Annotated in this window: 17 protein-coding genes and 1 riboswitch; of the genes, 14 read left to right on the forward strand and 3 right to left on the reverse strand. The window is 51.6% G+C overall.

Annotated features, from left to right (window positions below; all coding sequences use genetic code 11):
* Positions 1-146 precede the first annotated feature (146 nt).
* From D3P08_RS13960 to D3P08_RS13990, 7 genes are all read left to right on the forward strand, one after another.
* Entirely contained in the window at positions 147-626 is a 480-nt protein-coding gene (locus tag D3P08_RS13960; RefSeq protein ID WP_119600314.1) for a DoxX family protein, read from the forward strand.
* 149 nt (positions 627-775) lie between these two features.
* Positions 776-2,755: a DUF2207 domain-containing protein gene (locus D3P08_RS27890; RefSeq protein ID WP_206098963.1), complete on the forward strand. Its 1,980-nt coding sequence runs from the start codon at positions 776-778 to the stop codon at positions 2,753-2,755.
* A 463-nt stretch (positions 2,756-3,218) separates the two neighbouring features.
* Positions 3,219-4,412 carry a ParM/StbA family protein gene (locus D3P08_RS13970; RefSeq protein WP_119600316.1) on the forward strand — a complete coding sequence of 398 codons (1,194 nt, stop codon included), beginning with the start codon at positions 3,219-3,221 and terminating at the stop codon, positions 4,410-4,412.
* The gene (locus D3P08_RS13975) at positions 4,409-4,798 is read left to right on the forward strand and encodes a hypothetical protein (protein WP_119600317.1); all 390 of its coding nucleotides are present in this window, start codon (positions 4,409-4,411) and stop codon (positions 4,796-4,798) included. The genes D3P08_RS13970 and D3P08_RS13975 overlap by 4 nt, the downstream gene beginning before the upstream one ends.
* A gap of 43 nt (positions 4,799-4,841) precedes the next feature.
* The gene (locus D3P08_RS13980) at positions 4,842-5,294 is read left to right on the forward strand and encodes a hypothetical protein (RefSeq protein WP_119600318.1); all 453 of its coding nucleotides are present in this window, start codon (positions 4,842-4,844) and stop codon (positions 5,292-5,294) included.
* 232 nt (positions 5,295-5,526) lie between these two features.
* Positions 5,527-5,621: riboswitch (cyclic di-GMP riboswitch) on the forward strand.
* Between the two features lie 115 nt (positions 5,622-5,736).
* Positions 5,737-10,578, forward strand: coding sequence for an OmpL47-type beta-barrel domain-containing protein (locus D3P08_RS13985; RefSeq protein WP_240647511.1), 4,842 nt, complete (start codon positions 5,737-5,739; stop codon positions 10,576-10,578).
* Positions 10,579-10,773: 195 nt separating this feature from the next.
* Positions 10,774-11,358, forward strand: a complete 585-nt coding sequence (locus D3P08_RS13990) for a uracil-DNA glycosylase (protein WP_119600320.1) — start codon at positions 10,774-10,776, stop codon at positions 11,356-11,358.
* Here D3P08_RS13990 and D3P08_RS13995 read toward each other — a convergent pair.
* The 3 genes from D3P08_RS13995 to D3P08_RS14005 all read right to left on the reverse strand — a co-directional run bounded on the left by D3P08_RS13995 (position 11,351) and on the right by D3P08_RS14005 (position 14,290).
* The gene (locus D3P08_RS13995) at positions 11,351-12,046 is read right to left on the reverse strand and encodes a hypothetical protein (protein ID WP_119600321.1); all 696 of its coding nucleotides are present in this window, start codon (positions 12,044-12,046) and stop codon (positions 11,351-11,353) included. The two genes, D3P08_RS13990 and D3P08_RS13995, sit on opposite strands and share 8 nt — an antisense overlap.
* Before the next feature lie 172 nt (positions 12,047-12,218).
* Positions 12,219-13,370 (reverse strand): acyltransferase family protein, encoded by a 1,152-nt coding sequence (locus D3P08_RS14000; protein WP_119600322.1) that lies wholly within the window; start codon positions 13,368-13,370, stop codon positions 12,219-12,221.
* Between the two features lie 59 nt (positions 13,371-13,429).
* A complete protein-coding gene (locus D3P08_RS14005) occupies positions 13,430-14,290 on the reverse strand; it encodes a helix-turn-helix transcriptional regulator (RefSeq protein ID WP_119600323.1) in 861 nt (286 codons plus the stop codon).
* Between the two features lie 137 nt (positions 14,291-14,427).
* On the opposite strand from D3P08_RS14005, the gene D3P08_RS14010 reads away from it, so the two are divergent.
* From D3P08_RS14010 to D3P08_RS14045, 7 genes are all read left to right on the forward strand, one after another.
* Positions 14,428-16,410: a glycoside hydrolase family 127 protein gene (locus D3P08_RS14010; protein WP_119600324.1), complete on the forward strand. Its 1,983-nt coding sequence runs from the start codon at positions 14,428-14,430 to the stop codon at positions 16,408-16,410.
* 368 nt (positions 16,411-16,778) lie between these two features.
* Positions 16,779-19,064: a helix-turn-helix domain-containing protein gene (locus tag D3P08_RS14020; RefSeq protein ID WP_119600326.1), complete on the forward strand. Its 2,286-nt coding sequence runs from the start codon at positions 16,779-16,781 to the stop codon at positions 19,062-19,064.
* Positions 19,065-19,338: 274 nt separating this feature from the next.
* Complete coding sequence (locus tag D3P08_RS14025; protein ID WP_206098964.1) at positions 19,339-20,304, forward strand: ABC transporter permease; 966 nt, start codon at positions 19,339-19,341, stop codon at positions 20,302-20,304.
* Between the two features lie 48 nt (positions 20,305-20,352).
* Entirely contained in the window at positions 20,353-21,252 is a 900-nt protein-coding gene (locus D3P08_RS14030) for a carbohydrate ABC transporter permease (RefSeq protein WP_119600327.1), read from the forward strand.
* Between the two features lie 32 nt (positions 21,253-21,284).
* Positions 21,285-22,940: a type 2 periplasmic-binding domain-containing protein gene (locus D3P08_RS14035; RefSeq protein ID WP_119600328.1), complete on the forward strand. Its 1,656-nt coding sequence runs from the start codon at positions 21,285-21,287 to the stop codon at positions 22,938-22,940.
* 72 nt (positions 22,941-23,012) lie between these two features.
* The gene (locus D3P08_RS14040; protein ID WP_119600329.1) at positions 23,013-24,056 is read left to right on the forward strand and encodes a glycoside hydrolase family 88/105 protein; all 1,044 of its coding nucleotides are present in this window, start codon (positions 23,013-23,015) and stop codon (positions 24,054-24,056) included.
* Positions 24,057-24,236: 180 nt separating this feature from the next.
* Positions 24,237-24,656 (forward strand): helix-turn-helix transcriptional regulator, encoded by a 420-nt coding sequence (locus tag D3P08_RS14045; RefSeq protein ID WP_119600330.1) that lies wholly within the window; start codon positions 24,237-24,239, stop codon positions 24,654-24,656.
* Positions 24,657-24,675: the final 19 nt, after the last annotated feature.

A 24,675-nucleotide genomic window follows, 5' to 3' on the forward strand; every position in this document is an offset into this window, starting at 1 on the left:
GAGCCGCTTCGCTCTTTTTGCTTCCAACTGCTCTGCAAATGCCGCCAACTCGTTAAGTCTGTGAATCCAGATGAAATAAATCTATTTACAAACCGATGGTCGGTTTTTTATAATAAATGCATACCACGATTTTGGGGGGTCTTTTGATGGAACCGCTAATTACTCTTATTGTTGTGACGGTTGCTATTCTCCTTGCGGGCGCAGCGGGCGTTAAGCGTCTGCGCGCTTGGCCGGTTGCGCTCCGGGGCGGAGTCGCGGCGATGTTCGTATTGACCGGCACGGTTCACTTCGTCTGGATGAGGGAAAATCTGATCGCGATGGTGCCGCCTTCTCTGCCTTATCCCGGCTTCATTGTGACGCTTACCGGCGTGCTCGAGCTGGCCGGAGCTGTCGGCGTGTTATGGCGGCCGACCGTTACATGGGCTGCCGGAGGGCTCTCGCTTTTGCTCATTTGTATGTTTCCGGCAAACGTCTATTATGCCGTATCCGGCCTTACGACGAGACTGGATGATCAGCTCATCCCGCGCACCCTGATGCAGGTCGTTTTCTTGTCCGCATGCCTTGCCGTCATGATCTACGATCTCCGGGGCCGGACCGCCAGGCGGAACCCTCATCAGCAGAAATAAAACCAGGCACGCAAAAAACCGGCTTTTTTGTCTGCATTCAGCAGCCGTATTCGGTTCATCCCAAGTGTCTTGTGCCCTCCCTGCGAAACAATCCCTTATTCTCCTCGTATAAGGCAATAACGGTTTCGAACACAACGGGAGGTGGCTTGGTGACAAAAAGCATAAAGCCTGTGCTGATTGCAGCAGGGGGACTGCTTCTGTTGTTCCTTTTGGCCGGATGCGGCAATAAAAATGAGCTTACCATTGACAAAGTGGAGATTATGGCCGACCTTCTGCCGGACGGAGACCTCTATGTGGAGGAGCTGTACACCTACACCGTCCGCGGAGAGTGGAACAGCTTTAGACGGTATATGGACAATTACGGGAGCTCGAATATTGAATTTTTCGAAGCCTATGTTCCTCCGAGCGACCGAAAGCTCGGCCAATTCGGGTATGAGCATCTGGACCGGTACCCGGTCGCCTTAAGAGTGAAACAAGGAGCCTATCGCGTCGACGTACCGGCAAAAGACGAGACGGTATCCGTCTATTACCGTTACCGTCTTGATCAACAAGCTGTGAAATATTCCGATGGCGGGGAGCTGGATTGGACCGTATTGGACTATAACGATGAGGATCATCGGAACATAACCGTTACGCTGCGTGTGCGTCAGCCTGATGCGAAGCCTCTAGCCGTCTATGCCTACGATCGGTCTGGAGGTTCCATAGTAGAGGAGAGGAACGGATTCATCCGTTATGAAAACAAACTCCTTCCTGAGCAGGATAGCGTAAAATTGAAAGTCTTCGTGCCCGCTGGGGCGCTTCCGGACATGGAGGCGGCTGCGACGTCCTCCTCGCTATCCGAACGAGTGGCGGATGAAGAGGCGTTTCAGCTAAGATTTGCGAAACGGGAGCAATTGCTGGAAGCTGGCCGTCAGGCGAGCCTCTGGCTCATCTACGCCGTGTCGGCGGGAGTCGTATTCTATGCGTTATCCTTAAGAAGACTCTCCGCTTGGTGGCGAGGCCGGCAAATTCCCGTTGAAGAGCTGGAAGATATGGATCCGGTTCGTCTCATTTACCTGTTCAGGAAGGGGAAGCTGCGGCGTGCGGATGTGCTTTCCGGCGTGTTCGGCATGCGCCGGAAGGGCATGATCGACATTGCCATGACGAACTCTGGAAGCAGGTTCCAAGAGGATCGGACAGCCCCGAAGCAGCTTCCGCAGTTTGCTTTTAGCGGAAAACGTACGAGTCTAAAGCCGGCAGAACGTTACTTGCTGAGCTGGCTGTTTCGCGGGACGTCCATGATGAATCTGGAGAACATTGCGGGGCCAACAAAAACAGAACGCAAGCGGAAAGCTCTAATGGGCCAATATTTAAAAAGATTGAGGGGACTTAATAGAGGATTTAGCCGGTGGCGGGAACTCCTGCATAACGAATATGGAGGAAGTATCAGGTATGCGGAATATACCCCGAAAAAAATCATTATTCCTGCAATTGCCATCATGCATTTCGCTTTGGTAATTTATTTACATATTGCAGACGCCACGAGTTGGGGATGGATCGGTTTGCTGGCCGTTATTTTAGGGGGAGGCGCCGTCTGGGCTGCGATTCGCAGAGATCGCAAGAGATACATCTCGCTTTTCCTGGTTGCTTGTTTCTTTGTTGCCGTTCAAATTGTACACGAGCCGGCCGTCAATGAATATTTTAACCTTGTCTTGCTTTCGCTTATTCTTATTGCGCTGCTGCCCGGCAGGATAACGGACCCGGTGTCGGATGCCTACCGGAGCGCGGCTAAGCGATATCGCCGGATACTGGCTAAGGGCGGCAGGGATGCAGGCAGCGGTCCCGACAGTCTTGAACGATTGATGGAAGCTGCGCTGCTGCTCGGTGTAGGGCGCCAGTTTCTTGCTCGCGTCAACAAGAGACTGCCTGCTTCCGGCTTCTATTCAGCTTCCCCGCTGTTTCATCCGGACGCTCTTATCGCATTAGACTATGCTTTTAACCGCTCATGGAACGGAATCGGCGGCTCGTCCTCCGGCACAAGCGGAGGCGGCGGCGGAGGCGGCGGTGGCGGTGGCGATTCCTATGGAGACAGCGGAGACAGTGGAAGCGATGGCGGCGGAGGCGGAGACGGCGGAGGTGGCGGTGATTGACCGTAAGCCGACCGGGCAGTTGCAAGGGCATTAGTCAGAGCCACTGTAAAAGGCAGCCCTGATCTCCAGTTCAGGCGCCGCCCAGACATGAGTCCATTTCCGCGGCACTCCTCCTTCCCTATAATGCAAGCCCCTACACCGTAGGAACGACGACCATCTATCTGACGGATCAGAGCGGGCTGGAGACGCGGACCGTCCGTTTTTATAGATAAGCGGCCAACTCCGTTATAAGCGGGTTGGCCTTATTGAAGTTTAATGGTAAAGTTTAAAGCTTGAATTTTAAGGTTTAAACTTTAAACTTTAGATTTTAGATTTTAAACCTCAACGGTTAAACTCTCACCTTTACCCTTTACTCCCCAATTCTGAAGGAACTCTAATTTAAAGAAATTCTCATATTCCCCTAAAATCTCCCTAAATCTACGAAACTAATAGATATATTCCATAGGTTGGGGGAGAGTCTGGCATGGCCAAAGTTGATAGTCTTACGACCACCATCACGTTAGCGATAGATAATGGGAGCAGTCATATTAAAGGGATTTACGATGAGCTGGACAAGTCGTTCATCTTTCCGAATGTCGTAGCGCAGCCTTTCGGCGAACGTTATTTTTTAATGGATTCAGGCGATCCTCTAGATTTTCTGGATGTGCAGATTACTTCGCCCGCGGTTCAGGCCGAGCAGTACCGCCATGTCTACGTGGGCAACTTAGCCATCGGCGACGGCGGCATTGTGCATGAGATCATCGGGGATAAAGCGGTGCAGAAGAAGGCGCAGAGGCAGGAGACGATGGTCACGCTGCTCACGGCTGCGGCTTATGCGGTCGCGTCCAAGCATGAGGATGACATTAAGCGGGGCAAAAACCGCATCAAAGCCAAGGTTAATCTAGGTACGGGGCTTCCGATTCAAGAGATTGCGAAGTTCCGCGAGGAGTACGCGGAGAAAATTATGTCGGGCGTGCATACCGTCACCTTCGTTACGACACCGGTGTTCAAGGGCGTAACGGTAGAGATGGAGATGCTGCTGCCAAGCGATATCAGCATTGATGATGTATCCGGCGTCTATGACATGGAGGCCTCCTCCAAGGCGCATCTTGCTTTGAAAGGATTCGGAATCGCCGACGTCGGCGGCGTGGATATGGATATCGCGTTTTTCCGGCCGGGGCTCGATCTGGACCAACGCCTTTCGACGGGAGCCAAAATTTATTTGAATAACGCGCTGGAAAATATCCGCAACGAAGTCAACGCGCAAGGGGAAGAGCTGATTTCCAGCACGGCGGAGCTCACGCTAATGCTGGTCAACAAAGAATATATGATCTTTGCCGAAGGCAAGGTCGTCTTCGATATGACCGAGCTTGTGAACCGCCATATGCGGATTCTTGCAGAGAAGGTACTAAAGTATGCCCGGAACGCTTGGAAGCACGCCCGGTATGCGGGTGAGTTCTGGTTTATCGGCGGGGGCGCTGTTGTCTTGCAGCCGTGGATCGAGAAGCTGAACGCGCAGCTGGGGCTGCCGCTCCGGTTCGATGTTTCGGATGTCAGCCAGTTCCGTAACGTCCGAGGCACCTTCTTCCTGTTGTCCCATGCTCTTGGAGAGGGGAAGGACGTAGCCGCTGAGCAGGAAAAACCGGCGGCGGGCCGCGACGGGAGCGGAACGAATTGAAGAAACGCCGCCAGATGGTTATGGTAACGCCCGGAAAGGACGTGACCTTATACATACCGACGGACACGCCCCCCGAGGTTATCGCTTATTTGAACCGGCTTAAGGCGGAAGGCTTCTTCAGCCAGGGCATTATGGAGATTTTAACTTTGCATATCCTTCGAAAAGGCGCGTCCGAGGCGTCTCCTTACCCCGATCTCGATGAAGCGAGCGCATCCTGGGATGACGCTCTCATCGAATCCATAACGGAATCGGTCGAGGCTCCGGAGCCAGTGGCGGTCGCCATTACAGAGCAGGAGATAAACAAGCCGTTCAGCTTGGAGGACATTATTAAGCAAGCAACAAGAAATGCCGGGAAGCTGCTGCAGGAGCGGCAGCCAAACGAATGAATAGGTGGCGTGTATCGAACGTCAGGAAAGGGGAATCGACAGCATGGCAATGAACGATACATCACGAATGATTACGATTTCGGAGGATATTTTCCATCATCCGGGGCTCGATATCTATTCCCAAATGGTTTACATCGTATTGAGGGGATATTTGACCTCCGAATCCGATGCCTTGGAGGTATCGGAGGTGTCCAAGCTGGGCCGGATGAGCGAGAAGCAGGCGATCAAAGCGCTGCAGAAGCTGGTCGAGGCCAAAATTTTGCCGAACAAGCTGTACCGGCGGCTGGTCGGGGACTTCCGGGATGACCGGCTGACATGGGCGGCCAAGGGACTTTTGCAATTCTGCAAGGAGAACCCGGCCATCGATATGCAGACGCTGCTCGAGCTCGTGGATGAATCGGGCGAAGAGGAACAGGATGTACGCAAGGCGTTAAGGGAGCTGAACCAGTACGGCTACCTGGAGGAGTACCCGGCTTGGAGACGTCTTGTTAATTAATTGATTCTAAAGAAATGACTCCCATCAGTGATATTTATACTGGTGGGGGTCGTTTTTTTTCTACCAGATAACCCAGCATATGAAAGTAGTTAATAAGAACCTGGTCAAACGGAGCACTTATTTGAAATGGCGCGTTAAAAAATAATTATAAAAAACAACCTTTGATTCAATCATAGGTCTTTATGCCTATTCAAACATAGGTACATCCGCAGTATGATACAAGCATCAACTCAACTGAAAAAGGCAAATCACGGGGAACTGTGAGACGCAAAGCCAAGGGCCTGAACCATAGCGGGTAGATGCTATGGGTGGCAGCCGGTTGCCAAAGGGGGCGCATAGGATTAACGACTATGAACCTATTTAAGGTTTATTTTTTTTTGTCAAACGATTGAAAAGTTTAAGAAAGGTAGGAAAGAAAATGAGGAGAAACAGAAGGTTATCGGTGTTTCTAGCGCTGTTAGTGCTTCTTCAAGCCGTCTTGCCGCTATCGCGGGTCTCGGCGGATACGAATGGGTCGATACTGCCTCCGAGCAATCTCGCCGTGCAAATGATTACGGCCGATGATGTTAAGCTAACCTGGAGCGCAGTATTTGGGGCCACTGGCTATAATGTTTATGAGATCGCGGACGGGTCGTTAAATCTCGTAGGAACCGCAACGACAACGTCCTACACATTTTCCAATATGATAGAAGGAAGTTACCGGTATGTGGTTTCGACCTTAAGTCCAGATGGCGAGTCGGGACCTGGGGCGCCGGTTTCCTTTACCGTAACTTATCCGGAGATGGAGGCCCCGGCAACCCTAACACACACCATCGCTAACGGGAACGATGTCGTACTGAGCTGGGCTGCTTCGGCTAACGCCGAGATCTACAATGTGTATCAGATCGGGGAAGACGGTCAAGGTACGCTAGTGAAGTCCACGTCCTCACGCACGTACACGATTACGAATGCGCCAGAAGGTGTTTATACCTATGCGGTTACAGCATCCCATTCTCTATATGGCGTATCGCCGCTATCGGCAACCCTCCAAGTGACGGTTACTAAACCGACAATGACGGCGCCGGCCAACTTGGCATTTACGATTACCAATCTGACGGATGTGACGCTCAGCTGGACATCCGTTCCTTATTCGACGAACTACCGGGTGTATCAAATTGTCGACGGGCAAAAAGTGCTCAAGAGTACAGTTGCCGCTACATCTGTGAAGTACGTTAACCTGCCTGCAGGAGACTACACCTATCAGGTATTCAGCTACAGCGACCGGTTTGGCGAATCGGCCGAAGGCAGTGAAGTGAGTTTAACCGTAGGCAGCGTGACGATGGCTCCGCCGGCCGAGCTAACCTATAAGATCCAGAACGGCAACGACATCGTTCTGACTTGGACAGCTTCTTCAAATGCGGACAGCTACAAGATTTACCAAATTATCGACGGGGTTCCCGTATTGAAAAGCACGGTCAAAACGACGACGGTCACCTATTCCAATATGCCGTCGGGGGATTACCAGTACGAGGTACATAGTAACTCCAGCCGGTACGGGGAATCGGAGACAGGCACACCAATTCGCTTTAATCTTACAGTGCCGACTATGCAGCCTCCGGCCAATATCATTCAAAAGCTGACGTCTCCTACAAGCTTCTCTTTATCCTGGGATTCGGCTGATTATGCAACCAGTTACAAAGTCTACCAAGTTGTAGACGGGAAGAAGGTGCTTAAGAGTACGGTTACGGGTCTGACCGTTGCTTACTCGAATATGGCTCCAGGCGAGTACAGTTATATCGTACATGCATACTCCAGCCGTTTCGGCGAATCTGCAGAGGGCGCCGAAATTACGTTTACAGTCGAAGGCGTTGTACTGGATGCACCGACGAACCTAACGTATACGCTGACTAATTTCAACGATATTACGTTGAAATGGACGGGTGCCGCGAATGCAACCGGTTATAAAGTGTATCAGATTGTCGATGGACAAAAAGTGCTGAAGGGCACCGTATCCGGCTTGACGGTGACCTATACGAATGTGCCCGAAGGAAGCTATGAGTATGAAGTGCATTCCACATCCGCACTGCTTGGGGAGTCTCCTGAAGGAGCGGCAATCTCGCTGACTGTCGTCTACCCGACGATCCTGCCTCCGGCCAATCTGACTTACAAGGTGCAAAACGGCAATGATGTCGTGTTGTCTTGGCAGCAGGCCGCAAATGCCAATAGCTATAAGGTGTACGAGCTAGTAGATGGACAAGAAGTATTGAAGTCCACTGTCACCGCGCTCGCGGCGACACTTTCCAATGTCTCGGAGGGCGAGCATACCTATGTTGTTCGTACCGTAAGTAGTCGTTTTGGCCAGTCCATAGACGGCACGCAAGTCGAGCTTACGATGGTATTCCCTGTCATGGCCGCGCCGGGCAATATTACACAGAGCATAGCGAACGGGAATGACCTTACCTTAAGATGGGGAAGCGCGCCTTATGCGAACTCCTATAAGGTTTATCAAATCGTGGATGGACAAAAGGAGCTTAAAACGACGGTAACGGGTACAAACGCGACGTTTGCAAAGCTTCCTGCGGGAGACTATACGTTTGTCATTCATTCCTATAGCAACCGATACGGGGAGTCACGTGAAGGCGGCCAGATTGACGTTACGATTGAACATCAGGAAATGGCTCCGCCGGCTAATCTGAAGCAGACGGTGCTGAACGGCAACGACATCAAGCTTCAGTGGGATGCCGCGACCTATGCGACCTCTTATAATGTTTACCAAATCGTAAATGATCAGAAAATACTGAAGATGAGCCTGTCGAAAACAACGTATACGTTTGCCAACATGCCGGAAGGAGATTACACCTTTGTTGTTCATTCGGTGAGCACGCGTTTCGGCGAGTCCGAACAGGGAAGCGAGGTAAGCTTCACGCTATCCTTCCCGATTATGGAGGCGCCTGGCGATATCTCCAAAAGTATTGTTAACGGTAATGATATTAAGCTTCAGTGGGTTGCTTCGACCTATGCGACCTCCTACAACATCTATCAAATCGTAGATGGTCAAAAGGTATTAAAGAGGAGTCAAACAGGAACAACCTTTACGTTTGCCAACATGCCGGAAGGGGAATATACATTTGTCGTTCATTCGGTGAGCTCGCGTTTTGGCGAATCCGAGCAGGGAAGCAAGCTAAGCTTCGCTTTAATTTTCCCGATCATGCAAGCGCCAAGTAATCTTACGAGCAGTATTGCGAACGGGAATGATATTGTGTTGAAATGGAATGCCGCGGCCTATTCGACGGCCTATACGGTGTACCAAATCGTGGATGGAGAGAAAGTGCTGAAGGCAACGGTGAAATCCAACTCGGCGACGCTCACCAATATGCCGGAGGGACCATACCTTTTCGAAGTTCACTCGTACAGCGACCGTTTTGGCGAATCGCCGGAAGGGACGCAAAAGTCTCTTACACTGACTTGGCCGATTCTTCAAGCGCCTAAGCTTACGGCGACAGTTGTTAATGCGAATGACATTACGTTTACTTGGCCTTCGGCCGCATGGGTAAGCGAGTACCGGCTGTACGAGGTTAACGGCGAAACGCGCACCTTAGTCTACAAAGGTACCGCGCTTAAAGCACAAGTGTATAACTTAACGGAGGATACCCACCGTTATGTCTTAACCGTATATAACACCCGATTCGGAGAGTCAGCCCCTTCCGAAGCGGTAGAAAAGACCATCGTTTACCCGGTTATGCAGGCGCCGGAAGCGAGCCTTGTGCTCCTGGACAAAACAACCGCACGAATTAGCTGGGACTTTGTTATCTATGCGAATGGGTATAATGTGTACGAGCTGGTGGATGGAGAGCCGGTTCTGCTTATCAAGAACTTGAATAACTTATCCTACAAGATTTCGGATCTGTCTTATAAGAATCATTACTACTATGTAACATCTTACAGCAATTCCTTTGGGGAGTCGGAACCTTCGGCTATTGTCGAGGCGAAGCTGATCGTTGACACGGAAGCGCCTAAGACTGTGGCTACAGCGCCGGAGGGCTGGACGAACCAAAACGCCGAAATCACATTGAAAGCGACCGATAATGAAACAGGTGTTGCGAATACATTCTACTCCTTGGATGGCGGCAGCTTTGTTGCCGGCACGGCATTGACTGTAAGTGAAGCCGGGGTGCACACGCTCACGTTCTATTCAGTTGACAATGTAGGCAACAAGGAGCAGGAGCAGACGATCGAGATTAAAATTGATAAAACGTCTCCTGTAACAAGCGCATCAGCGCCTGTCGATTGGAGCAAGGATGATGTAGTCGTCACTTTTGCGGGTGCAGATGAACGAAGTGGAGTGGCGAAGACGTATTACGCTGTGAACGGCGGAGCTTATACGGAGGGCACGGCTGCTGCCGTAACGTCGGAAGGGGTGAACCAGGTGCGGTTCTACTCCGTAGACCAAGCGGGCAACAAGGAGCAGGAGCAGACGATCGAGGTTAAGATCGATAAGACGGCCCCGGTAACAAGCGCAGCGGCACCTGCCGGCTGGAGTAAGGATAATATTTCGGTCACATTCGAAGCGACGGACGCACAAAGCGGAGTAGCGAAAACGTATTACGCCGTAAACGACGAAGCCTTTAAGGAAGGCGGGACTGTTTCCGTAACGTCGGAAGGGGTGAACCAAGTGCGGTTCTACTCTGTCGACCTGGCGGGCAACAAGGAGCAGGAGCAGACGATCAAGGTGAAGATCGATAAGACGGCGCCAACGATCAGCTTCAATCCAGAACACGAATACGCGATGGGCTCGTCCCTTATACTCAACTATAATGCGGTGGATGAGCTCTCCGGCATTACGGAACAATCAGCAACTATAGCGGGACCAAACGATGCAGCTGCGGTACCTGCTGCGAAAGGCTCGACGTTCACCTTCAAAAATCCAGGCGTCTATACGATAACGATCCGCGCAACCAACGGAGCAGGTTTGACTACAGTACTGGAAAAGCAAGTGACGGTATATTTGGCAGCAAATATTGAAGTAACACCTGCTATTATTAAGGGCAACAAGGGTGAGTTCACGGTCCGAGTAACGTTGCCGGCAGGATTTAACACACAGGGGTTCGATTTGCTTTCGGTGACACTCAATGGGGTGAAGGCCCTAAGCAGCAATAACGGGTACTTCAATCAGGCGAAGAACGGGCAGTTTAAATTCGAGCGTTCCGACTTTGCATGGTCCGGTTCGGAAGCGGTTCTCCAATTCCGCGGGTATGTGAATGGTATCCTTGTTGTTGGGCAGACCAAGGTGAAGGTACAGAAGTGAGATAACGGCAACTTGTCATAAAAAGCAGCAAAGCGGCGGCCTCGGTCATGTTGGACCAAGGCCGCTTGTTTTATTTTATAGCCGGTATCCGGAAGGGCGAATGCGCAGACATGACGCTACCGTCGTCGTTGTATCGGTTGGGATGTTCCTGGGCGGGCATAATGGATAAATGACGCGCCATAGGAAGGAGCCGAAATGTTGAGAGACGCTAATCCATTTGTAATACTCCCCGAAGAGGCCGCGCCTGAGGACATTCAGCAATGTGAGCGCTGCGAGCTGTCGAAGCAGCGGACTCGCGTCATCTGGGGCGAAGGAAATCCGGATGCGCCGATTGTTTTCATATTGGATAATCCCGGAGCAAGGGAAGACCGGGAAGGGAATGCGTTTTTGTGCGGCACTCGGGAGACGCTCCAGTACGGGATGAGGGAAGCGGGAATAAGCGTAGATGAGGTTTACGTCACCTACCTGCTTAAATGCAGGCCGATCCGCGCTTATAACAAGCCGGAGGCAAGAGAAGCCTGCGCTCCGCATTTGCAGATGCAGCTTTTGGCGAAGCGGCCGCTTGTTCTTTTTGGGTTCGGTAATATTGTGGCCGAAACGTTGCTGCCCCTGAATGAAAACCCGACGGTTAAGGAATTGAGAGGGAGCTGGCACTCGCTCCGGGGGACGCCTATCGGCTTCACTTATCACCCGCTTGCTGTAAGAAGGCGTCCCAATTTAATGAAAATATTCGTCGATGATCTCACGGCTCTTAAGGATAAGCTGAAGGAGCTTACCTAGAAGTTGCTGCTTTAGGCTTGGAGCGTTGCCACATGCTCGCTGCGAGCCATAGGCACCCGACCGTAATCAGTAATCCATGCGCGACGCGCACGGGCTGGGTTGCCAAATACTGCGGAAGATAGAGCAGAAATCCTACAGCAATCGGAATAGCGCTCCATTTGGATAAAAGGCGAGATCTCCACACAGCGGCTGCGGCAACCATTGCGCCAATCGCAAGCAATACGAGGCCGACCAGAATCATGCTGAAGCCGGGACCGAACCGGATATCATCCGCTAGGCCCATCAAGTCCGTATTTTGCTGACTGACAGCTTCCTGGCCGATTGCGGACAGGCCGTAAACTTCAGCGCCATAGTACGGCAATGTCAGCCCGATTCCCAGCCAAGCCAACAATAGACCGTAGAAGGCAAGCCTTCTTGCGGCAGTCCCCTGCAAAGACAGGTTTAAACTCATGAAGCCGAAAGTCAATAAAACGAAGGCAAGGATGGCCATCACATGAGATGTCATCCAGTCCGCGGAACCGAACGCCTCGGCGCCCAGCAAGGATGTTTCATCTGAGAAAGGACGAAGCGCAGGATACAGCACGAACAGAACGCCGGCGACGGCTAAAGCAATAGCGCCGAGCCGGATACGGAATGACGCGATGCGTTCCTCTGCTGAAGCAAGGCCATAACTGTTTTTCATAATCATCGTGAATCCCCCCATGAAAACTAATATCATTAGTTTTAACTTCGTTTTCCATCTTAACTAATACCATTAGTTTTTGCAAGTAAAAATTTTATGAAGGTTAGGTCAATCCTTTTTTTATCCCAATACAAAAAGAGCGTTCATTGGCAATGAGCGCTCTTTCTGCACGTATAGACTATAAAATTCGCTTAACTCCAGGGATGCTGCGCAAAACTGCGGATACCAGGAAGCAGAGCGTCACGCTGAGCGCAGACACGATCACCCACTTGATGGCCGGCGGCCAGCCGGCATGGCGGAAAGCGAGAGTCCAGCCTACGATAACAGGCGGATGGATCAAATAAACGGCATAAGCATGGGCCGACAACCATTTACGCAGAGCCCCGGATTGGTAGAAACGGGCTTGAAACAGCTGCAGCAGCTTCAGGATGATGCCGAAGCATACGAAAGGCTCCCAAAACGCATAGAGCAGGGCCTGAATGTTCAGGCCTCCTTCGAACGTAAAGCTGCCTTCCAGCGCGCCGGTGAGGATAAAGCCGATCGGCAGGACGGGAACGGCACAGACGGCAATCCATCCCCACAGCCTAACGGTTCGGGCGGGGAGGCTTTGCAGCCAATTGTTCCGGTAAGCGAGCACGCCGGCGATGAACAATAAGATGTAGGACGGGAAATATCCGAATTGGAGTCCAAGAGGTCCTTGGCCGGCCGGATAAACAAAGCGGACTGCGAAGGAAGCAAGGCCGATGCCAATGGCGGTCACAAGCAGAGCTTTATTCGAAGGGAAAGGACGCTCGCCTTGACTCCGTGTTACGCCTGCCTTACGGAAAATCACGTACAACACGGCAAAATAAATCGAAGCTTCCAGAAACCAAGCCGGTCCAACGAATACCTGGTTAAAGCTCCACACCTCGGCGCGGTAAAACCCTCCAAGCGATATTTGCCCGCGCAATTGCGCAAACCAATACGTGATTGGTCCGATAACGAAGCAGTAGAGAAGGAGGGGGAGCCCTAGCCGGATGAGCCGGTCCTTGATGAATCGGCCTGCCCCTTTTCGGTCATAGGATGACGGAATAAAATAGGACGACAGAAAGAAAAACAACCCCATAAAAAAGGCTTGGCAAACCGCTGTAAAAATGGTCAGCAGAATCGAAGTGACCGTCAAGCCGCCGCTCGCAACCACATCGACCAAAATCCATGAGCCGGCAGCACCATACGCGATCGAGGTATGAAACACGACGACGAGAATCGTCAGCGCCGTCCGCAGGTTGTCCAAATAATCAAGCCGTTGATTCAGAATAATTCCTCCTGTTATTGAAATCGACGACTTCATTATAGGGGGAAACGCAAAATTGAACAGTTGGAAAATGACATTTTACACATATTCATCCTTTAAACCGTAAATCCCTTCCGAAAGCGAAGCGGCGAGATCCCGGTATATTTTTTGAAGCAGCTGGAGAAGTACGGCGTATATTGGAACCCGACATACTCGGAAATTTGGGCAATAGACCATTCCGTCTTGACCAGCAGCAGTTTGGCTTGCTCCAGGCGGTACTCCTGCAGATATTCCATGGGTGTACAGTTGTAAATTTCCTTCATGCAGCGGACGATGTAATTCGAGTGAAAATGAAGGGCCTCCGCGAGCACCTCATTCGTCACTTCCTCCTGATAATGCTGCCGAAGATAGGCTTCTGTCTTTTCTGCAAGATTTAATGCGGGGGAGTCGGCGTTACCTTTATATCCTTCCTCCAGCAAGCGCAGCAGCTCCATGAACAGCTGCTGCTCGTTCCAGTACGCAGCGGACCGGAATTGGTTGGAATAGGCGAGCATTTGGCGCAGATGGCGCTCGGCCATGGCGAACTCCGGCGGAGACGCATATTGGCGAATCCGGATGGAGTAAGGATTGTCCCAGGCATTCCGGATCGGGTAGACGGGGCTTGCATCAAGGTCAGCCTGCTGCCACTTGCCCCTAAAATCGAAGTGCGTCCAGTAGAAGACGGTTTCCTCCTCGCAGGGCTTTACCGCGTAATGGTGCCGGTCGGGCAGGAGCAGAAGCGTCTGGCCGCTTGCGACCTCCCACTGCTGATCCTCCTCCCCCATATAAAGCGTCCCTTTCACCACCCATAGCAGGTCAAATAGGCCGAAATTCCGCCGATTCGGGTGCTGTTCGCCCGGCGCGAGGGTCGTCAGTCCCGTCGTGATGTAATAAGGAATCGGCGGATTCTCCATCACAATCAGTTTTTGGTCGCTCATTCGTCATTAGCCCCCTTGCTGCAGTGTTGGATTTTATAAAAAAGAAGTTCGTTTCATTCGTAGCTGGTCTTTTCTTTCAAGGATAAACTGGATGACAGGAATAATCAAAAGTTATATTTCATAAGGAGGGACTGTCCTTGGAGCTTTCAACAAACGGACTGGAAAAAAATAATCGCGTGCGAATAGAAGACGGATTTTGGGGCCGGTTTACGGAGCTGGTGCGGGAGACGGTTATTCCCTATCAGTGGGAGGCCCTGAACGATCGCATACCGGACGCGGAACCGAGCTATGCGATACGGAACTTCCGGATTGCGGCCGGCTGGGAGCAAGGGGAGTTCGGCGGCATGGTGTTCCAGGACAGCGATGTGGCCAAATGGCTTGAGGCGGTTGGTTATTCGCTTGCGGCGCATCCCGATCCGGAGCTGGAGCGGACCGCGGACGAAGTGATTGAGCTTGTCGCCGCGGCGCAGCATCCGAACGGCTATTTAAATACGTATTTTACGGTCAAAGAACCGGGCAATGAATGGACGAATCTCCATGAAGCCCATGAGTTATATTGCGCGGGTCATATGATCGAGGCTGCTGTCGCCTATTATGAAGCGACCGGCAAGCGGAGACTGCTTGACGTCGTTTGCAAATTTGCCGACCATATCGACACCGTATTTGGGCGCGAGCCGGGCAAGCTTCGGGGCTATGACGGGCATCAGGAGATCGAGCTCGCCCTCGTGAAGCTGTATAAGGCAACCGGCGAGCAGCGTTATTTGCAGCTGGCGCAGTTTTTCATCGACGAGCGCGGCGCAGAGCCGAACTTCCTCGTGGAGGAGTGCAAGCAAAGAGACGGCTACAGCCATTGGGCGAAGAAGAAGCTGCCGATTCCGAAGGTAGAGCACATGGCCTACAATCAAGCGCATAAGCCGGTCCGCGAGCAGGATGTCGCGGTGGGACATTCCGTCCGCGCGATGTACATGTATACGGCAATGGCCGACCTTGCGCGCTTGACGAAGGATGACGGGCTGCTTGAGGCATGCCGCCGCCTGTGGGATAACACAACGAAGAGGCAGATGTACATAACGGGGGGAATTGGCTCGACCCATCACGGCGAGGCGTTCTCCTTCGATTATGACCTGCCAAACGATACGGTCTATGCGGAGACATGCGCCTCGATTGGGCTTATCTTTTTCGCGAACCGCATGCTCCAGCTGGAGGCGAAAAGCGAATACGCCGACGTGCTCGAGCGCGCGCTGTACAACAACGTCATTGGCAGCATGTCGCAGGACGGCAAGCATTATTTCTATGTCAATCCGCTGGAGGTATGGCCGAAGGCGTCCGAGAAAAACCCGGGCCGCCATCACGTGAAGGCCGTGCGGCAGAAGTGGTTCGGCTGCTCCTGCTGCCCGCCGAATGTGGCGCGGCTGCTCAGCTCTCTGAACGACTATATTTATACGGCCTCCGCCGAGCAGAATAAAATTTATACCCATCTGTTCATCGGCAGCGAAGCGTCCTTTGAACTGGCAGCGGGCCAGGTTGCGCTCAAGCAGCAGTCCCGGCTGCCATGGGAAGGCTATGTGCGGCTGGAGCTGTCGGCCGTGCCGGGCGCGCCGTTCTCGCTCGCATTGCGTCTGCCGTCATGGAGCTGCGGAAATGCCATCATGAAGATTAACGGCGCTGCCACGGCATATGAAATCATCGACGGCTATGCAACGGTGAACAGACAATGGAAGCAAGGCGACGTCGTGGAATGGGAGCCGCAGCTTGAGGCGCAATTAATCGCGGCGAATCCGGAAATCCGGGCGAATGCCGGCAAGGCCGCGATTGAGCGCGGTCCGATCGTGTATTGCTTGGAGGAGACCGATAACTTCAGTCCGCTTGCATCGCTGTCCATCCGAGGCGGTTCGAAGCTGACGTCCAGCTTCGACCCCGACTTGCCGGGCGGCGCGGTCGTCATCGAGGCGGAAGGCCGCGCCGATGAACGCGGATCCTGGCAGGCTGACATCCCTTACCGTCCGCTATCCCAGTTACAGAAGGCGGAACCCGTCAAGCTGAAAGCCGTGCCTTATTTCCTATGGGGCAACCGTCAGCCAGGCGAAATGGCCGTTTGGATCCGTACTTGCAGCGAATAGATGCACGAATAGAAGCAGCACCTGAAGGACACCTCTATTGCGGGTGTCCTTTATTGTTAATTTTTTTATGAAGGATCGGATGAAAATGTAAATGAAAAAAAGGAATTATTAGCTTGCTTGCAGAATATAACCTTTTTAGTGCCGATGGAATCTTGGAAAAGCGTAAGAAAGGGGAATCTAACCGGGGTCTGCAAGCGATAGAAGCAGGAGACAGAGAGAATAACCGGAAGGTGTTACAGAGAGGGATAAATTGGATGCAGTGCGGCAGAATGAAATCCGAAGCCGGCGACGAATCTATAAAACAACAATTGTAAGCGTTATCAATCAGTCCTCAATCGATCATTCCACAATGAGAGGAGAAGCCCCTAGTGAAACGAATTCCTATGATGCTGCAACTGACGCTGATTCTGTTCTGCGTCATGGCAATTCCGATGGCGATCCTGACATGGTATAGCGATACGAAAATTTTGAAAAATTCGGAGAGCGCCATTGCGGAATCCTCGCTCGCGGGCCTGAATGCGAACCGCAGGCTCAACGAGAATGCGTTAAACAACCTGGCGCAGGATGTGGTCCGTCTAGCGGCCACCAAGGTTTTCGACCGTGTTCGAAGCTACGAGACCTTCGAAGAAGTGAGGAAGAGCTACTCCAATGTCAGCAAGGCGATGTCTGTGCTTGATGAATTGCATAACCTGAACCATAGGGTGGATGGCGTCTATTCTTCCTATTTCTATTTGAGCGATTCCGATTATGTCATTTCAACGGATAAGGGTATTACGAGGCTGGACAGATACGATTCACTCGAATGGATGGAGGAGGCTTTAGAAGGGAGAAGGGGAATCGGAGGCGTATGGGTTCCGCGCAAGCTCTCTTCAGGGGATTATGTCATCTCGTATGTTCTGCCGCTGAACCGGCTTTCGACGACAACCCGCGGCACCATCGTAGTCAACCTAGAGGAGGAACAAGTCAGCGACTACCTTCGAGCATCGGAGCCGGGCAAGCATGGCTATTTCCTTCTGGATAAGGAAGGCACGATCATTTCCCATAACGATAAAAGTCTGCTGCTTTCAGACGGCAAAGAGCAGCCGTTCCTTCAAGAGATTCTGCAGCGAGGCGAAAAGGAAGGTTATGCGTTCCATGAAGCGGGGGGCGAGCGCCTCATCTATACGTGGTCAAAGTCGCAGGCGCAGTTCGGGTGGTGGAACGTTAACATTTATTCGATGGACGAATTGTTGACGAAGGCCCACACCCTGCAGCGCAGCATTATTTTGCTGACGGTGATCATTATTTTCGTAGGGGCCGTGCTGACGGTATTCCTTGCGACTTGGCTGTCGAAGCCGGTGCGGCAGCTCGTTCGGGCCGTTCGCGCCCGCAGCAATCTCGGCGTCTCGAACAAAAATGAGCTTGTATTCCTTGACGCCGCGTTCAAACGAATGCAGGAGGAAGAGGAAGAGCTCTACAGGCTGCTGAAGGAGCGGGAACAGGATACCCGCAATCTGGCGGTTCAAAAATTGCTGAAAGGCGAAGTGACGGATCAAATTGCCGATTTGTTTCCGAAGCCCGATTACCATGTTGCCGTTGTCTCCATCGATCGTTATAGGCGTTATGTGAGCCATACAAACCGGGAAACGCGCAATTATCACCGCTATGTTCTCATATCGAGGTGCGAGAGCATGTTTCCGGACGGGGTTCATGTGCAAACCGTCTATCAAGGCGAAGGCTACTTCGTTATCGTGATCAATTATGATCAAAACGAGCTGGAGGGCGGTTTTGATGGCGTCTACCGCACGCTCATTGCGGTTAGAGACATGTCGGCGGAAATATTGGGACATTCCGTCACGATTGGAGTCGGCAGCCAGGCGGAGACGAGCGACATCATTCCCGATCGGGTAGCGGAAGCGATGGAAGCCATTAAGCATCGCATGATAGAAGGAAGCGGCGGCATTATTCTTTGGAAGCAGGAAGCCGACCGGAACAAAAAATATATTTACCCGACAAATAGCGAAACGCGCATCCTGAATTTCCTAAGCAAGGGCGATCTCGACAGTATCATTAAAGAATTAGGGCTTGTTCGAAACGAGATCCAGTCTGCCGACTATATTTCTTACGACAACATCTTATTTATCTATAATCAGCTGGTAGGCGTCACGATCAAGCATCTCAGAGAGAACAATATAAGCACGGCGCGTATTTTTGCCGGGCGTAGGAATATCTACACGACAATTGCATCAATTGATACGCTGGATGAGCTAGAGGAGCATCTGCACGAGTTTTTCGTCGAGATTATCCAGTACCTGTCGCGCAACGTCGGCGAAGTCAATTATGGAGAGCGGATTATCCGCTATCTCGAAGAGCATTTCCGTGAAGAAATCGTATTCGAAGACATGGCGAAGGAAATCGGGATTAGTTACTCCTATATGCGTAAGATTGTGTACGAGTTGACAGGCAAGAGCTTGATCGACTATACGAATATGCTGCGCATTCAGAAGGCGAAGGAAATTTTGCTCGAATCCAATTTAAGCATTTCACAGATTGCCTCTGAGGTCGGTTACTACAATGTGCAGAGCTTCAATCGGTTCTTCCGCAAATACGAAGGCATGTCTCCAAGCAGCTACAAAGCACTGAAATTCGGAGCGACAAGGCTGGAGTCTTCGTAGACTCGCGGGAAGAGCCAGCAAGGAAACAATCGGGAGCTGTTCTGTCGGTCTTTTGAACCGGCAGTCGGCTCCATTTTTGCTTCTACTATTCAAAATTGATCATGTGACACCGAGAAATCCGCTTAAATACGGGGGAAAAATCAAAAATGAAGAGGTGTATCAATACTCAGGATTTACGGATGGGAGGACGGCAAGGTACGATGCAGACATAGCCGGGTGCCATGATTTGAACCCGAAACGGCTAAGTAAGCTCCAGTACGGAGGAGGTGAAACTATGAAAGTTGAAAGCGCTTTAGGCAAGAATGAAACCGCTTTAAAACATCCCGGGCTAAATAAGAAGCGCTTGACTTATTTTCTTCGGCGGGACTGGCAGCTTTACGTGCTTCTCTTAATTCCGTTAGCTTTTGTTCTTGTTTTCAAATACGCGCCGATGTCCGGGCTCGTGCTTGCCTTTAAAGAATACAAGCTCGCCAAAGGGGTCTGGGGCAGCGAGTGGGTCGGCTTCCAAGTATTCATGGACATCTTCGACAGACCCGATTTCATCCGCGCAGTCCGCAATACGCTGCTGCTGAATTTGCTTGATTTGTTATTTAGTTTCACGATGCCGATTATCCTTGCGCTGCTTCTAAATGAGATCAAGAGCGTGAAATTCAAACGCGTGAACCAATCGCTGCTGTATCTGCCGCACTTTCTGTCCTGGATCATTATCGGCGCGATCGCTTACCAGCTGCTTGGCGAGGGTAACGGCGCCATTAATAATGTAATCGAGGGATTGGGAGGGAACAGGGTTCCGTTCCTGCAAGAAGATACCCATTGGCTTATCAGCTATTTAGCGATCGGCGTATGGCAGAGTATGGGCTGGGGAACGATCCTTTATTTGGCTTCGATCAGCAGCATCAACCCTGAGATGTACGAAGCCGCTACCGTAGATGGAGCGGGGCGCCTGCGGAAAATGTGGAATGTTACCTTGCCGTCGATCCGTGTCACGATCGTAACCTTGCTTATTATGAACCTGGGCAGGATCATGGATGGCTCGTTCGAGCGAATTTATTCGCTGCAGAATAAAGCAACCACGGAGTTTACGACGACCATACCGGTTCTTGTGTACCGATGGGGGATTGAAAGCGGCAACTTCAGCCGCGCGACGGCGGTTGGATTGTTCCAGGCGGCCATCGGTCTTGTGCTGGTGCTGCTTGCGGACCGGATCGCCAAGAAGCTCGGTCAGGATGGATTGCTTTAATGCTTACGAAGTAAGTTGTTCTACGAAAATCTTTGGAGGAGGTGAACTATGAAAACCGTAAGCGGTGCTCTTGTCGTGCGGAGGAGAAGACGCTTCGACTTCTGGGACGTGTTGATTCACGGCATTATACTCCTCGCCTCGCTGGCGTGCCTGCTGCCGTTCGTGCATGTCGTCGCGAAATCGCTCAGCGCGGATGCGTACGTTATCGCGAATAAGGTGTTTCTGTGGCCGATGGGTGTGAACTTTGAAGCTTACGGGAAAATTTTTGCGGACAAAAGCATCCTGCAGTCCTTCTACATCAGCGTGATCGTAACGACATTGTTCACTATTCTGGGCATGATTATCACGATCTGCGCGGCGTACCCGTTGTCCCGCTACACGCTGAAAGGCCGCACGTTCTTTACGTTTATCTTTATGTTTACCTTGTTTTTCAGCGGCGGGATTATCCCTGAATATATGCTGATCAATGATCTTGGCCTGCTGGAGACGATATGGTCCATGATTTTGCCGCCGGCCTTCAGCGCATTCAACTTGCTGATCATGAAAACCTCTCTGCAGAGCAGCATACCGGAAAGCCTGGAAGAATCGGCGAGAATCGATGGGGCCGGACATTTCCGGATTCTATGGAGCATCGTTCTTCCGCTCTCGAGGCCGGTCATTGCAACCTTGTCGCTGTTCTATGCGGTAGGCCGCTGGAACGCCTATCAGGACGCCTTGTTCTACATCAAGCAAAATACAGATTTAAGGCCGCTGCAGCTGAAATTGTATTACCTGGTCATTCAGGCAAGCGAAAGCTTCCAGCTGGAAGCTACGCAAGTGTCGCTAAGTAATCCAGAGGTGCTGAAAGCATCATGTGTCGTATTCGCTACTTTGCCGATCCTCTTGATCTACCCGTTTATCCAGAAGTATTTTGTCCAAGGTGCGTTGCTTGGAGCAGTGAAAGGGTAACATCAAAAAAAATTGATGGGGGAAAAAACGCGATGAAGAGAAAGACATTTGTACCGTTGTTGATGGCTATCATTATGGTGGCAAGTATTCTGGCAGGCTGTTCGAAAAACAATAATGCCAACTCCGAATCAAGTCCGTCTCCATCTGCGAGCAATACGGCGAGCAATACGCCATCCGATGCTCCAGAAGGCGCTTATCCCGATTATTCGAAGGGCTTCCCTGAAAAAGTAACGCTTGAAATTCCGGTTTATGAACGCGCTTTCGAGGGCTGGAATGTGTCCGATAACTATTACACGCGCTGGGTTCAGAAGGAATTCGGCGATAAGTACAACATCGAAGTGAAATACGTGCCGATTACCCGTTCCAGCGAGGTGCAAGATTATGAACAGCTCCTTGCTTCCCACAAAGCGCCGGACATCATTTTCCACTATGATATGCCGCAAGCGCTTGCATACTACAGCGAGGACGTTATGCAAGAGCTGGATCACGAGGAAATCGCCTACTACGCTCCTACCTACTGGGGAAATATGAGCGAGACGATCAAACAATATGGTCAAGTAGACGGCAAAAATACGTTCTTCTTCGCGAAGCGTCCGTCTGTCGATAACTTTGTCACCATTATCCGCAAGGACTGGGTTGAAAAAGTCGGGATGAAGGTAGAGGATCTGACATCCCTGGAGAAATATAACGAGCTGCTTCAAAAATGGAAGGAAGCCGGACTCGGCGTCGGCGGGGCAAGCTTGCTTCAAAACAACTATATTTTCAGCTATTCCTTCCGCGACTGGCCGGTCGATCCAAAGGAACGCGCGCTGTACTCCGACCTTGGCGTAGCGGATCTGACGACGCCAGCAGCCGAGCGTTTCCTGCGCAACCTGAACTATCAATACAACAACGGACTGATCGATAAAGAATTCTATCTGCGGAATGATGATAACAAGACAAAAGCAGAGTTTGTCGCAGGCAGAACGGGCACATACGGCTTCTACCTCGCGAGCAATACGGACGTGCTGGAAGCAACGAAGAAAAACAACCCGGATGCGGAATTCGCCGTGCAGAACTTGCTGGCGGGAACACCTGAAGGCTACAAACCGCAACAACGCGCTTATTGGCCATTCGGCTTCATCATGGGTATTAACTACGAAACAACGGAACAAGAACGCGCCGCGGTATGGATGTACCTCGAATGGCTGAGCCAGCCGGAGAACCTGTTCTTCTTCCAGAACGGTGTGGAAGGCGAAAACTATACGCTTGACGCTGACGGTATCGCGGTTAAAAATGCGGATTTCAAAGGCGAATCCGTTCTGTCCCAAAACAACAACAAAGACTACTGGGCTCTTGTAACGGAAAGCGCGGAATATGCGGATCCTGAAACAACTCGTAAAGCCTATATCCGCAACTGGGCGCCTCCGGGCTATGAATATTTGGCTGAGGATCTTCTGAAGACCTACGAAGCGGGCGCCGAATATCGTACGCCAGACGCGATGTTCACCGTCGTGCTGGAGAAGGTCAACGAGTATAAAGCCGATCTGAACTCGCTCTTCCAGGAGCTGTACGTGAAGATTGCGCTTGCGCCGGAAGCTGAATTCGACGCAGTGTACGAGGAAGCGAAGAAAACCTACCTCGAAGCGGGCTATCAAGAAATTCTGGACGAGAAGCAAAAAGCAATCGATGCAGGCCAATTCAACTAAAGCATTCGTATTATAATCACCGCCAAAGCCCCTGCTTCCAGCTGGGGTTTTGGCGATAAGGGGCTGAACAGGTTGAAGATTAACATCGACCCGTCCGAACTGAAGCAGACCATCGGACGCGTAGTGGATTATACCTTCGGTATGGATTTGACTTGGGATTGGCCGTGCGGCGTCGCTTACTACGGCATCAGCCGCGCGTTTGAGGTGACGGGAGAGCAGGCTTATCTGGAGAGAATGGCGGCGTTTTGCGATGAATACATCGAGGCGGGACTACCGAGCTGGACCGTCAATACGTGCGCGATGGGGCATATGCTGGTCACCTTGTACGAGCAAACCAAGGATCAGAAGTATCTCGATCTTATCATGAGCAAGGTCGATTATTTGGAAAACCACGCTTTGCGTTTCGGGGATCGGGTGCTGCAGCACACGGTATCCTCCAAAAACGATTTCCCTGAGCAATGCTGGGCGGATACGCTGTTTATGGCGGCCTACTTCCTGCTGCGCGTAGGCGTTGTGCTGGACAAGAAGCCGCTTATTGAAGATGCGCTGCATCAATTCTTCTGGCATATCAATTACTTGCAGGACGAGAATACCGGCTTGTGGTACCATGGCTACACGCATATCGGCAAGAACCATATGTCCGGCATGTATTGGGCGCGCGCCAACGCTTGGGCCGCCTATACGATGGCGCGCGCGGCCAAGGGAGTGCCGGAAGGATACCTGTATCCTCCGATGATGCATATTTGGAGCTCCTTGCGCGACCAGCTTGCCGCGCTGAAGAAGCTGCAGAAGGAGGACGGTCTCTGGGGGACAGTCCTCGACTATCCGGAGGCTTACGGCGAAGTGTCGGCTACGGCGGGTATCGCCGCGGCCATGGTGACGCAAGGCAATCCGCTGCACGCCAAATATGTGCAGAAGGCACTGGATGGCGTACTGGCTAACATTGCCGATAACGGCCGGGTGATGAACGTGTCCGGCGGAACCGCCGTCATGAAGGATATCCAGGGCTATTTGAACATCGACAAAAAATGGGCGCAAGGCTGGGGACAAGGGCTGGCGCTGGCTTTCTTGACGGCTGTTATGGAGAATAACGCGAGCGCGCAAAGCGGCGAGTAGTCCGATCGAAAGGGACGCTTACTTCCGAAAGGGAGTAAGCGTTTTTTCTTTACAACTGAAGGATTCCCAATCAATTTCCCGAAAATCCGGGAATCCGTTCTCTATCCGGCGGGAAAGGGGGTGGATTATTCTGTAAATAGAGAAGATATTTCGGCGGCCTGTTAGGGAAGGGAGCAATACATGATGTTGGAACAGATCGAAATAAAGGAACAATTTCTATACGCGTTAGCAAGACTGGAGCTGCAGGAGCTGCTTGCGCTGAGAATGCAAGCCGTCATTATGCTGATGAACGCGCAAGCAAGCAATCGTTACGGTCAGCCTGCGGATCGCAAGTTTGATATTCGGAGGCTTGTGCTGCCCGGGTTCGAGGCCGTTCGGAAGGAGCGGGAAGATTCGGGTAAGCATATGGCGAACGAATCTCACGGATTGACGGAGCGGGAGCGCGAGGTAGCGTCGCTGGTTGTCGAAGGCCTTTCGAATGCCGATATCGCCGCGCGTTTGTTCGTAACCGAAGCAACGGTTAAGAAGCATCTCAGATCGGTTTACAGTAAATTGCGGATCAAAAACCGGGTTCAACTGATGAAGGCCTATTTGCATTAAAGTAAATTCCATATTTTTC

Source organism: Paenibacillus nanensis (genome assembly GCF_003583765.1).
GTDB lineage: Bacteria > Bacillota > Bacilli > Paenibacillales > Paenibacillaceae > Pristimantibacillus > Pristimantibacillus nanensis.

Excerpts from the sequence above, each read along its gene's own strand:
- D3P08_RS14030 (WP_119600327.1), top strand. The coding sequence starts at position 20,353 with ATGAAAACCGTAAGCGGTGCTCTTGTCGTGCGGAGGAGAAGACGCTTC.
- D3P08_RS13970 (WP_119600316.1), top strand. The coding sequence starts at position 3,219 with ATGGCCAAAGTTGATAGTCTTACGACCACCATCACGTTAGCGATAGAT.
- D3P08_RS14035 (WP_119600328.1), top strand. The coding sequence starts at position 21,285 with ATGAAGAGAAAGACATTTGTACCGTTGTTGATGGCTATCATTATGGTG.
- D3P08_RS13960 (WP_119600314.1), top strand. The coding sequence starts at position 147 with ATGGAACCGCTAATTACTCTTATTGTTGTGACGGTTGCTATTCTCCTT.
- D3P08_RS13980 (WP_119600318.1), top strand. The coding sequence starts at position 4,842 with ATGGCAATGAACGATACATCACGAATGATTACGATTTCGGAGGATATT.
- D3P08_RS14025 (WP_206098964.1), top strand. The coding sequence starts at position 19,339 with ATGAAAGTTGAAAGCGCTTTAGGCAAGAATGAAACCGCTTTAAAACAT.
- D3P08_RS14005 (WP_119600323.1), bottom strand. The coding sequence starts at position 14,290 with ATGAGCGACCAAAAACTGATTGTGATGGAGAATCCGCCGATTCCTTAT.
- D3P08_RS13995 (WP_119600321.1), bottom strand. The coding sequence starts at position 12,046 with ATGATTATGAAAAACAGTTATGGCCTTGCTTCAGCAGAGGAACGCATC.
- D3P08_RS14045 (WP_119600330.1), top strand. The coding sequence starts at position 24,237 with ATGATGTTGGAACAGATCGAAATAAAGGAACAATTTCTATACGCGTTA.
- D3P08_RS13990 (WP_119600320.1), top strand. The coding sequence starts at position 10,774 with ATGTTGAGAGACGCTAATCCATTTGTAATACTCCCCGAAGAGGCCGCG.
- D3P08_RS14000 (WP_119600322.1), bottom strand. The coding sequence starts at position 13,370 with ATGAAGTCGTCGATTTCAATAACAGGAGGAATTATTCTGAATCAACGG.